The 11,604-nt window shown below is 29.4% G+C and carries 9 protein-coding genes; 1 reads left to right on the plus strand and 8 read right to left on the minus strand.

Annotation, left to right across the window (positions count from 1 at the left end; all coding sequences use genetic code 11):
- Positions 1 to 4: 4 nt before the first annotated feature.
- The 6 genes from GOQ27_RS06570 to GOQ27_RS06595 form a co-directional block, all read right to left on the minus strand.
- Positions 5 to 1,192 carry an SIS domain-containing protein gene (locus tag GOQ27_RS06570; RefSeq protein WP_203366037.1) on the minus strand — a complete coding sequence of 396 codons (1,188 nt, stop codon included), beginning with the start codon at positions 1,190 to 1,192 and terminating at the stop codon, positions 5 to 7.
- 52 nt (positions 1,193 to 1,244) lie between these two features.
- Positions 1,245 to 1,973 carry a GntR family transcriptional regulator gene (locus tag GOQ27_RS06575; RefSeq protein WP_203366038.1) on the minus strand — a complete coding sequence of 243 codons (729 nt, stop codon included), beginning with the start codon at positions 1,971 to 1,973 and terminating at the stop codon, positions 1,245 to 1,247.
- 202 nt (positions 1,974 to 2,175) lie between these two features.
- On the minus strand, positions 2,176 to 3,630 hold the full coding sequence (locus GOQ27_RS06580; protein ID WP_203366039.1) for an alanine/glycine:cation symporter family protein: 1,455 nt from the start codon (positions 3,628 to 3,630) through the stop codon (positions 2,176 to 2,178).
- A gap of 116 nt (positions 3,631 to 3,746) precedes the next feature.
- On the minus strand, positions 3,747 to 4,517 hold the full coding sequence (locus tag GOQ27_RS06585; RefSeq protein WP_203366040.1) for a dimethylarginine dimethylaminohydrolase family protein: 771 nt from the start codon (positions 4,515 to 4,517) through the stop codon (positions 3,747 to 3,749).
- Positions 4,518 to 4,541: 24 nt separating this feature from the next.
- The gene (locus tag GOQ27_RS06590) at positions 4,542 to 6,206 is read right to left on the minus strand and encodes a M20/M25/M40 family metallo-hydrolase (protein WP_203366041.1); all 1,665 of its coding nucleotides are present in this window, start codon (positions 6,204 to 6,206) and stop codon (positions 4,542 to 4,544) included.
- A 25-nt stretch (positions 6,207 to 6,231) separates the two neighbouring features.
- The gene (locus GOQ27_RS06595; protein WP_203366042.1) at positions 6,232 to 7,107 is read right to left on the minus strand and encodes a dimethylarginine dimethylaminohydrolase family protein; all 876 of its coding nucleotides are present in this window, start codon (positions 7,105 to 7,107) and stop codon (positions 6,232 to 6,234) included.
- Positions 7,108 to 7,287: 180 nt separating this feature from the next.
- Here GOQ27_RS06595 and GOQ27_RS06600 point away from each other — a divergent pair, with 180 nt between their 5' ends.
- Positions 7,288 to 7,935, plus strand: a complete 648-nt coding sequence (locus tag GOQ27_RS06600; protein ID WP_203366043.1) for a GntR family transcriptional regulator — start codon at positions 7,288 to 7,290, stop codon at positions 7,933 to 7,935.
- Positions 7,936 to 8,031: 96 nt separating this feature from the next.
- Here GOQ27_RS06600 and GOQ27_RS06605 read toward each other — a convergent pair whose 3' ends face one another.
- Together GOQ27_RS06605 and prfB are read right to left on the minus strand one after the other, a co-directional pair.
- Positions 8,032 to 10,194, minus strand: a complete 2,163-nt coding sequence (locus GOQ27_RS06605) for a methyl-accepting chemotaxis protein (RefSeq protein WP_203366044.1) — start codon at positions 10,192 to 10,194, stop codon at positions 8,032 to 8,034.
- Between the two features lie 292 nt (positions 10,195 to 10,486).
- A protein-coding gene (gene prfB / locus GOQ27_RS06610) for a peptide chain release factor 2 (RefSeq protein ID WP_203366045.1) occupies positions 10,487 to 11,594 on the minus strand; the annotation gives its coding sequence in 2 pieces (ribosomal slippage) (positions 10,487 to 11,518 and positions 11,520 to 11,594; 1,107 coding nt in all).
- Between the last annotated feature and the right edge of the window lie 10 nt (positions 11,595 to 11,604).

The following is an 11,604-nucleotide window of genomic DNA, read 5'->3' on the forward strand; positions in this document are numbered from 1 at the left end:
TCCTTTATATTTGTAAACTTAATTTATTATAAGGATAAATAGTTACCCCTTTTACCACCCTATTCACACTACCATCAGGACTAGGATTATCTGGACTTATTCCTAATTTCAATGACTTTAATAATGCGAGAATTTGAGGATAAATTATATAGTTAATAGCTGTGAAGACCTGATCTATATCAGACTGCTCTATACCCATCGATAGTTGGTAATCACACAGTTTCTCTATAGCTTTATCCTTATTTTCTGATATTACTAATACTTTGTAACCTCTATCTTCAGAGGCTAATTCCTTTAATAAATCAATGTCATACTGCCTTGGATAATCCTCACGAGATAAAAATAAAACTATCAGAGAATTATCATCTACTATGGATTTAGGTCCATGTCTAAATCCTAATGGAGTATCATATCTAGTTACTACTTTTCCTTGAGTTAATTCTAATAGCTTTAAAGAAGCTTCCTTAGCTAATCCATAAAAACAATTAGCTCCCAAATAAATTATTTTATCAAATTCAACATCTGCTATATCTTCAATTTTATTGGTATCATCTAGAATTTTTTCTCCTGATCTAATTAAATTATCTATTTCTTCTTTAATATCATCTAGAGTTTCTATATTAAATAATATTAAAGTGGATAAAACCATTGAAGTATAACTACTTGTCATTGCAAAGCCCTTGTCATTAGATTCTTCTGGCAATAAAATCATTCTATCCTTATCTGTTTTCATTTTTTTTGCTAATTTCCCTTCAGCATTACAAGTCACCACTATTTGGTATAATTCATCCACTAAGTTTTCTGCTAATTCAACTGTGGCAACACTTTCTGGACTATTACCAGATCTAGCAAAGGATATCAATAAAGTAGGTATATCTTTTTTAAAGTAACTTTCAGGATGACTTACTATATCAGTTGTGTGTATAGATTCTACTGAATTTTTATCAATCTTATTCTTTATATAGGGTGCTACTGTATCTCCAATAAATCCTGAAGTGCCAGCTCCAGTAAATATTATTCTTAAATTATCAATATTAAGAATGTTTTTAACATAGTTTTCTAATTCTTCCTTCTCTTTACATATTACTTCATAAGATTTTTCCCATACTTTAGGTTGTCTATATATCTCTTCAGCAGTAATATCTCCTCCTTCTTTCTTTAATTCTTCCTTATTAATTCCAAAAAAATTCATTTTTTCATCTCCCATTCATATAATGTCATCATTACCAGTTGTTTTAATTTTTTTATTTATCTAATAATACTCTATATTCAAATTTATCTCCTCTAGCTATTCCTATAGTATATTCTATTATATCTTCCTTCTCATAAGTAAATCTTTCTATCATCATACTAGGAATTTTACTACTAATTTCTAATATTTTTGCCTCATCTCTACGAGTATTTACTGGCTTAAATCTCTCCTCAGCTTTCGAGAAGGTTACATCGTATTTATTCCTAAAGATATCATACATAGCATTGTTATTAAGATTTTCTCTAGTTAAATTAGGAAATCTATCTACTGGTAAATAACTTGTTTCTAGCATCATAGGTTCATTATCAGCTAATCTTATTCTTGTAAATTTATATAAATTTATTGTTATAGGGCAATTTAATTTTTTAGATAACTTCTCAGTACAAGTTATAATCTCAAAATCTATTACTTCTGAAGAAGGTTCCTTTCCCATCTTCTTCATTTCCTCTGTAAAACTATAGAATTTCAACAAATCTTGTTTAAAAGCTTGAGGGGATACAAATATTCCCTTTCCATGCTTTTTGTAAATATATCCTTCCTTCTCTAATTCACTCATAGCTTGCCTTACCGTAGATCTACTAATATCATATTCCTCACATAGTTCTCTCTCTGAAGGTATCTTATCATTTTCTTTATAATCACCTGACTCGATTTTACCCACTATAATCTCATATAGCTGGTAGTATAAAGGTAACTTATTCTTTTTATTTATATTTATCACTTTATCACCTACTTAGTTGTTCTGTTGTACGTACCAGTTGTTCTAATTAATATTCTACACCTTGTACTTAAAAGTTGTCAAGTGATTTATTTTAAATATATATGCTTAGAACTATAAAAAGATTCCTTGACAAGCTCAAAATAAGAGTATGATTTTGTCATCCTGAACTTAGTCAAAGAACCTTATTTATTTATAAATTCTATTAATTTTTTTTACTTTCTAAAATTTTATCTTCATAGAAAACTTTGAAATTTTTATCAACATCTTTCTTTTTAATATACCTATTATTATAATCCTTTACTAACTCTATAAATTTAGGACTTAATAATAATAATGCTATTATGTTAGCAAATATAGGTAAGGCTGTAGACATATCTGCAAATAGCCATACTTGAATACCCGGTAACCCATAATAAACAGCTACTACTACCATTAAAAATCCTGGTAGTGGGTATAACCATTTATATACTGAAAGTATCTTATCCTTATTTTTATTTTTAGGTCCTAATGTATACCTTAGTAAAACTTCAATTTGTGCATAAATACCTGAAACTGTTGTTAAACCAAATAGGAATATTCCTACAGTAAGCACTATTCTACCAATATTTCCAAGCCCCAACTCAAATGCACTTAATGTTAAAGCTGCTCCATCAAGCCCTGATGACCACTGTCCTGTAGTCATTATTACTAAAGATGTAATTGTAAGAATTACAATTGTATCCATAAAAACTTCAAATATGCCAAGTAATCCTTGACTTATAGGATGATTAGTTTTAGCGGAAGCATGAATCATAGGAGATGATCCCCAACCTGCTTCATTACTAAATACCGCTCTTGACATTCCTATTTTTATTGCTTGAGCAACTGTTGCACCTATAAATCCTCCTGTAGCTGCTGAACCAGTTAAAGCACTAGAAAAAATTAATCTAAAAGATTCAGGTAACATATCTATATTTTTAAATATAATAAATAATCCACCAGCTAAATAAAATAAGACCATGAAAGGTACTAATTTAGAAGCTATTTTAGCTAGTGATGAAAGTCCCCCTGCTATAATTCCATATAATAAAAGAGTAAAAACTGCACTAACTAAAATCATATTTAAATCAAATGTTGTAGCAATTGCTTCTGTTATAGTATAATTTTGTACTGTAAGAAAGAACCCTGTACCAAAACCAAATATGAATATAAAATTAAGTATTTTTGATAATCCCATCAGATTCTTTTCTTTTCCTAAACCTCTATGAATATAATATGTTGGACCACCATAAGTTTCTCCTTTTTCATCCTTTTCACGATAATGAACTGCTAGGGAGATTTCTGCCATCTTTATTATTGGTCCTAAAAGACCAGCAATCCAAAGCCAAAATACTGCACCAGGACCACCAAATGCAATAGCTGTCGCAACTCCTCCTATATTTCCAACACCAACTGTAGCTCCAAGAGCTACACTTAATGCTTCAAGCGGTGATATAACTCCTTCAGCATCATCATTTTCAGATTTTAATTCTTTAAATGTCTTTTTAAGAGAATAATTAAACCTTCTGAATTGAAAAAACTTAGTATAAAATGTAAAGAAAATACCTGCAAATAATACTAAAACAACTAATGGTAATCCCCACAAATAATCATAAACTATCTTTTCAAGTAACGCCATAACATCTTCACCTTCCTTTATTAATTATTAATTATTAATTATTAATAAACTTAATATTCTGAATATTTAAATTAATATATATGGACTTTTTATAAAAAGTCCATATATATATTCTATTAAAACCTTAATGATAAACAGCTTAATCCTCCATCTAATTTTCTATACTCAGATGTATCTACTGTAATAACTTCATATCCTGCATCTTCAATTGATTTTTTAGTATTAGGATACCCTTCAGGTACTATTACCTTTCCATTTACCCAAATACTATTAGCTGAGTATTGCTCATCTTCATCTATTATTATTTTGTTGAAATCTTTAAATATAGGATTATCAATGAATTCTCCTGTTACTAATAAGTTATTATTTTCAAGATAAGCTACTCCTGTTTTCAGATGTAAAAATTCTTTTAATTCTACTACAGAACCGATAAGACCATGCTTTTCTAATATTTCTATAAATTGCTTTGCACCTTCTTCATTTGTTCTAGCAGATAATCCTATATAGAAATGATCTCCTACCATCATAACATCTCCACCTTCTAATGTACCCGGAGATTTTATATATCCAATTTTATCTTCAGGATAGAATTTTTTAATCACACCTATCATTTCTTCTTCTTCACCTTTTCTACTTTCAGCTCCAGGATTAGTTATTATTGCACAATTATTTGATAATACAGCCACATCTTCTACAAAACAAGAATCAGGATATTTATCATCTAATTCTAACACTGTAAGTTCTACACCACATTCTTTTAAAGCTTTCCTATAATTCTCATGTTGCTTTAATGCCAACTCATAATCTGGTTTTCCTAGTTCTGGTGCTGATGTGATACCTTCTACCATAGACTTTGCTGGCTTTCTTACTATAACATTTTTAAACATATGAATCTCCCCTTTTATTTTTATTTACCAATCTAATACTATTGATATTGCATGATTTGATATTCTTGGTGTTCTATAAAATAAATCTTCCTTTAGTACTCTTTCTGTTAATTTATGAAAATCTTTTCCTAAAGGCCCTATATTGATGCAAGGCATTGAATTTTGTTCTATTTTTTCTACTGGTATAGAATATATCTCATTATAAAACGGCATATTTTTTGCTAAGCTTATCATTATTGATTTACTTTCTTTTATGGATGAATAGCTTAAGTCAGATATACCTGTATAAAAGTATTCTCTAGTATATTGTTGATTAAATTCATCCCTTACATATTTCTTAATCTCATTTGAAATGTTTTTTATTTTTTCATCTATATTAGCGAAATAAATATTAGATACATTAGGATAATAAGGCGGTGATAAACCTATTACTACTTTTGGTGATAATTCATTTATGTATTGAAATATAGTATCTACTAATTCCAAGTTGCCTTCTATCATGTTTATTTCATTATTTATTACTTTTTGTTTTATGTTTTCAAATTCTTTGTTATAGTTTTTAGTGAATTCTTCTTTGTAATTTTTATATGCTTCATTATATAATTCATCAAAGGTTACAACTTTAGTTTTCCAAGGTAATTTTTTATACTCCTTATCAGTTTTTTCTCTAAAAATTTTATATCTCTTATTCATTTCATTTATTACATTGTTAAATGAATTAACACAAATTTTTCTTATATCTTCCATTAAATCCTGTGGTTCTTTATTTAATGTAAGTACACTAAAGCAACCCCCAATACTAAGTGGCATCGATACATCATAATCATATTTTCTATCTTTTAAATATAACCATGTAGGTGGAGGGGCTGATTCTCCATTTATAAAATCTGAAAGCTCAATATTTAATTCTGTTCTTCTTACAATCTCACTCATTAAATTAGTTGGATTAAATCCTTCAAAAACTTTACCTGCATGACTCATTGAACCTCTTATATATACAAAAGGCATCATTTTACCTACTGATCCTTCTGATATAATTCCTATATTTTCATCTAATCTTTGATGGGGTTCTGAATTAATCATTAATTTATATTTTAAATTATATTTTTGTCTCAATTCATCCAGTAATAAAACTGCTGCTCTCATTCCACTGGACAAATTTTCTTCATCAGGTACACTTAAAAGAATAATATTTCCTTTTGAATTTTTAAGTGATGAATATTCTTTTATTAAAGAAAGTTGGATTGCTCCTCCTGCTTTCATATCAGCTGTACCTTTTCCAAAAATATATTTTTTGCTTTCTAAATCTATTTTTGATTCATCTGATAAACTATCTTTATATTTAAATAGTTCTTTTTCAAGTTGTTCTGGATTAAAAGCATATGGCTTAAAGTTCTTATAATCTTCTATACCTACAATGTCATTATGATGAATAAGAACTACTGTGTCAGACCCCTCGCCCTTTACCATTGCCCAACTAACTTTTCTTTTCAAAGAATCCCCTTCAATATTATATAATCCATATTTATCAGGATTTTTTTGGAAGTAATCAATACTTTCAAAAAAATTAATTAAAAATTCTTCTGTTAATTTTTCATCTTTTGTTGATGTATAACCTTTTATTTTAATATAATCATAAAAAATATCTTTTATTTCATGTGATAAGTTCTCAAAATTTATTTTACTCATATTATATCCTCACTTATTTTATGATTTATTTTCTATATAAAGGCATTGTTAGACAAGTTGGTCCACCTGTTCCTCTATATGAAAGATCATAACCTTCATATTCAAAAACTTCTGCTCCAGCTTCTATTAATTTTTTCTTTGTAATAGGATTTCCCTTTAACATTAAACATTTTCTAGGTGATAAGGCTAATACATTTGAACCTAAATATTCATATTCTTTATCATTTACTTCAATAAGTTTTATTCCTTTTTCTAACAAATAATCTCTAAAAAATACCGGCATATATTTTGAATATACTACAGCTAGGTCTCTATCTACCATGCTTATGATACTCATTAGATGTAAGCATTCATCAGGTCCCTCTGCATGAGGAAGTTGTACTACTATTACTTCTTTTACAAAATCTTTTACTAATTCTTTAAATTGCTTTATTCCTTCATCATTAGTTCTATAACCTCTTCCAATAGCTACAGTTTCTTCATCAATCCATACCACATCTCCACCTTCCATTTTACCTTTACCTTTTATTTGACCAAGTGTTGGGATGCCTATAGATTCAAGATATTCTTTAGTAGCTTCAGGTTCTCCTCTTCGCAAACGTTTACCCATTGGAAAATAAATAGCACCTTTGGATGTTATTTTAGCAGTATCATGTGTATATATTGAATCTAGTCCTGTATTATCATCCTTAGGTAAATAATATATATTTTCAACGTAATCTTTAATAATCTGTTCAAAAGTTTTATATTCCTCTAAAACTTTTTCATAATCAGGACAACCTATATAATTGAATTCTTCATGTTTTTCTTTAAGGTTTTCTTGACTTATAAATGCATCTTTAGGATGTTTAATCAATATACTTCCTATAGTACTTACCATGGATTGACTATCATATTTCATAATGTTCCTCCCATTAGTTATTTTTGTATACAATATATTATATATTATATATAATATATTGTATATTACACTATATTAATAACTATGTCCAGTATTTTCTGAATATTCACTTAAATATGTTTGAAAATTAATTTTCAAAATAACAAGCTATATAGTATAATATTTTTAAGGAGGCATATTATGGCATTATATTTATCATTAAAAGATCATGTATATAATTTTATACAAAAAAAAATAAATGATGGAACATTAAAAGCAAATGAAAAAATAAATGAGCAACTAATTTACGAAACGTTACAAGTTAGTAGAACGCCAGTAAGAGAAGCCTTAATTCAGCTATCTACTGAAGGTTATTTAGAAAAACTTCCTAGACGAGGATTTATTGTAAGACCTATTGATGAGAAAAAGGCAAAAGAATTATACCTCACAATTGGTACCTTAGATGGATTAGCTGCTAATTTAGCTACCAATTTTATCACTGAAAACGAAATTTCTGAAATGAAAAGAAAAGTAAATGATATGAATAAGAGAATAGATGAAAATAATTTTGACCTTTATTATAAATTACAAAAAGAATTTCACGATATTTATATTGATATATGCGATAATGAAGAACTTATCCGTATTTTAAATCAACTTAGAAGAAGTTTTATCAAACAACCTTATGATGATTCTAGCATGGAAAACATTATTAAAATACTTAAAGAAACTAATAATGAACATAAAAACATTGTAGATTTATTTGAAAAAAAAAGAAAAAATGAACTTGAAAAATACATAAGATATACTCATTGGGATATTTCTCATGCTAAATTTGAGGAGTTATAGAGATTGTATTTTAAAAAAAGATCCTTCGTTTCTCTCAGGATGACAACTTCAATGTCTTCCTGAAGGAACTGAAGGATCTTATCTTATCTTTTCTTTTTATTTTATCTTAAATTCTTTAACAATATCTATTAATTCATCCGCCATTTTATCTAACTGATCGGATAATTCCTCCACATGCTCAATAGCTGACTGCTGTTCCTCTGCACTAGCAAGAACTGTTTGAGTTCCAGCTCCTGTTTGCTGGGATACTGCACTTACCACATGGATACTTCTTTCTATTTCTTCCATTCCCACCGTTAATCCCTCTACTATACTTGAGAAATCACTTACTATATCACTTACCTTGCCTGTTTCTTCCTTAATATTATTAAAGGAATCTGTTGCCTTATTTATTACTTCTGTTCCTTTATTTACTTCTACAATACTATCATCCATGGAGGATGTAACATCCTTCATTTCCTTCTGTATTTCTGTAATTATCTTAACTATATCCTTAGATGCATTTCCTGTTTGCTCAGCTAGCTTCCTTATCTCATCGGCTACTACAGTAAAACCTCTCCCTGCTTCCCCTGCCCTAGCTGCTTCAATTGCTGCATTTAATGCTAGTAAGTTTGTTTGATCGGAGATATTATCTATAAATGTGATTATCTTTCCGATCTCTTTAGTTTGATTAGTTAATGTGTTGATTTGTCCTGAAGCCTTTTGTACCTTATCCACTATATTAGATATAGAAGTCTGAGTATCATTTATATGTACAGTTCCCTTTGATGCAATATCTGTAGCATGGATTGACGCTCCTTCAATATCTTTAACTCTACCTTCAACATCCTTTACCTGCTCAGCCATTTTCCCAATAATTTGAGAGGTGTTTTCTACACTTTGGATTTGATTCTCTGTTCCAGCAGCCACTTGTTCTGCCACTGCTGATATTTCCTCGGAAGCTCTTACTGTAAGGTCAGAACGTTGTTTTAATTCCTCTATGGAATCCTTAACATTTTGTGATGAAGTATTTACTTTTGTTATAACATTAGTCAAAGACTCTATCATACTATTGAAGGAACCTTGTAATAGACCAATCTCATTCTTTGATGTAACCTTAATATCCTCAGTCATATCTCCATCTTTGATTCTATTTGCACTTTTCGCTAAGTTATTAATTGGTTTTGCAAATAATCTAGAGATTATTGCTGTTAGAATCGCTATCACTAACCCCGCTAAAATGGTTATTATACCAGTTCTTTGAAGAACCCCAGCTGCATTTTTCTCTATTTCAGATACATTTTGTTCTACTACTACTCCCCAGTTTGTATAGGCAACTTTTGTATAAGCTCCTATAACTTCTTCATTATTCTCATTATCATAAGTCATTACATCAGTATTTCCTGCTATAGCTGCTATTGCTCCTTTATTACCGTTATCTGAGTAATTATATCTCTTTAAAACTTTATTAAAGAAATCCTCATGCCCAATAACAGCCCCTGTCCTATCTACTATGTATGCTATTCCAGTATCACCAATTCTTTGAAATTTAGCTATATTACTAAGTTCGTTTACATTTAATTTAGCTGCGATAACTCCCTCAACCTGTCCTATAAAATTCTTTACTGGTATAGAAATCATTACTCCTGGTTTTTTAGTTTTATCATCTATGAAGGAATTAGAAACATATCTAGTCCCCCCCTTTGCTTTAACAAAATATAACTCATTAGCAAGGGATTCAGTCATAGTCTTGGTTCCCACTACTACATTCCCATTATTATCCATGACATAGATATCCTCTACAGCCTCTAATTCATCTCTAACATTCATTAAGGTAGTAGTTGATTCTTGAGACTCCATTTCAGAGAAATTATTTGCTATAGCTAATGTTTCTAAAGAACTAAAAGAATTTGTTATCATATAGTTTGCTTGATTGGCTATAGATTTAGCTATAGTAAGATTTGAATCCTTGATCATTTCAATCCTACCGGATTTTTCAAAATTATAATTGATAATTCCTACTACAATCATTGGTATAAGTGCTAATACAAGAACCATTGCTATTAATTGATTTTTAATTTTATACTTTGTTTTAAAAGTACTATCCTTTTTCTTTTTACCTTTAGTAAATTTAAAAAGTCCTTTCTTTTCTTTTTTTGGTTTTGTTTCTCCTTTTTTCTTTCTCTTTAAAAATTTAAATAATTTCTTATCTTTTTTCTCTTTTTTATCCTTATTCTTAAGCTTAGGTTTAAGAGATTTCTTCCCTATTTTCCCTAACAATTATAATCTCCCCCATTCAATATTATGTAATATATATTTTTGCTCTTTTATGAATTCTATAAATATTCTGTTAATCCTCTTTTTTTGTAGAAAATTTCCCGGGAAATTTGGTGAATGTTGTAGGTATTATACTATAAAATTTGCTTTTGTTGCTATTGCTATAGTCCCTCAAAGGTCAACTTTCTCGTCATCCTGAGCTTGTCGAAGGATCTTATATCATTATTTACTTAAAAATCTACAATAATAAGTAGAATGCTGTACAAAAATAGGACTAAGGGTCTAGCTCTTAGTCCTATTTCATTGCTTTATATTTTAAATATGCATTTATAAATTTATCTATATCTCCATCCATTACTTTATCAGTATTACCTTCTTCCACATTGGTACGATGATCCTTTACCAAATTGTAGGGATGAAATACATAGGATCTTATTTGAGATCCCCAGGATATTTGATTATAATTCCCTTGAATATCCTCTATCTTTTCTTTTTGTTCCATTTCTTTAAGCTCTATTAATTTTCCTTGAAGCATTTTCATTGCAGTAGCTTTATTTTTATGTTGAGACCTCTCGCTTTGACATTGGACTACTACTCCAGTAGGCACATGGGTAATCCTTATAGCTGAATCTGTAGTGTTTACATGCTGTCCCCCAGCTCCACTGGCTCTATAGGTATCTATTCTAAGATCACTAGTATTTATATCTATATCCAAATCATCATCTAACTCTGGCATTATATCTACCGATGCAAAGGATGTATGACGTCTCCCTGAAGAGTCAAAGGGTGATATTCTAACCAAACGATGAACACCCTTTTCACTTTTTAGGTACCCATAGGCATTTTCGCCCTTGATAGAAAGAGTTACACTTTTTATTCCTGCTTCCGTATCAGGAAGAATATCTAAAGTACTTAATTTATATCCCTTTCTTTCTGCCCATCTTGAATACATTCTAAGAAGCATCTCTGCCCAGTCTTGAGCCTCTAATCCTCCTGCTCCTGAGTTGATGGATAGAATAGCACTATTATTGTCATACTCTCCACTTAATAAAGTCTTTATTCTAAATTCATCTAATCGATTATCTATTTCCTTTGTCTTTTCTTCGATATCTTCTAGTAAGGTTTTATCCTGTTCTTCTTCAGCTAATACTAATAAAACCTCTAAATCATCAATCTCATCAGATAAACTTTCATGTTCATCTATTTTTTCTTTTATCACATTAGATCTTTGTATTATGTCTTGAGCCCTATTATTATCATTCCAAAAATCAGGCTGAGACATTTCTTTTTCTAATTCCTTAAACTTATCTTTCAAAGAAGATAAGTCAAAGAGACACACCTACCTCATCAAGTCTCTTTCTAAAGGAGTCTACTACTCCATTATACTTTTCTAGCTCTAACATTTAATCTCTC

It is taken from the genome of Anaeromonas frigoriresistens, assembly GCF_016820655.1.
Lineage (GTDB): Bacteria > Bacillota > Clostridia > Tissierellales > SIT17 > Anaeromonas > Anaeromonas frigoriresistens.

Excerpts from the sequence above, each read along its gene's own strand:
- GOQ27_RS06595 (WP_203366042.1), bottom strand. The coding sequence starts at position 7,107 with ATGAAATATGATAGTCAATCCATGGTAAGTACTATAGGAAGTATATTG.
- GOQ27_RS06580 (WP_203366039.1), bottom strand. The coding sequence starts at position 3,630 with ATGGCGTTACTTGAAAAGATAGTTTATGATTATTTGTGGGGATTACCA.
- GOQ27_RS06570 (WP_203366037.1), bottom strand. The coding sequence starts at position 1,192 with ATGAATTTTTTTGGAATTAATAAGGAAGAATTAAAGAAAGAAGGAGGA.
- GOQ27_RS06600 (WP_203366043.1), top strand. The coding sequence starts at position 7,288 with ATGGCATTATATTTATCATTAAAAGATCATGTATATAATTTTATACAA.
- GOQ27_RS06590 (WP_203366041.1), bottom strand. The coding sequence starts at position 6,206 with ATGAGTAAAATAAATTTTGAGAACTTATCACATGAAATAAAAGATATT.
- GOQ27_RS06585 (WP_203366040.1), bottom strand. The coding sequence starts at position 4,517 with ATGTTTAAAAATGTTATAGTAAGAAAGCCAGCAAAGTCTATGGTAGAA.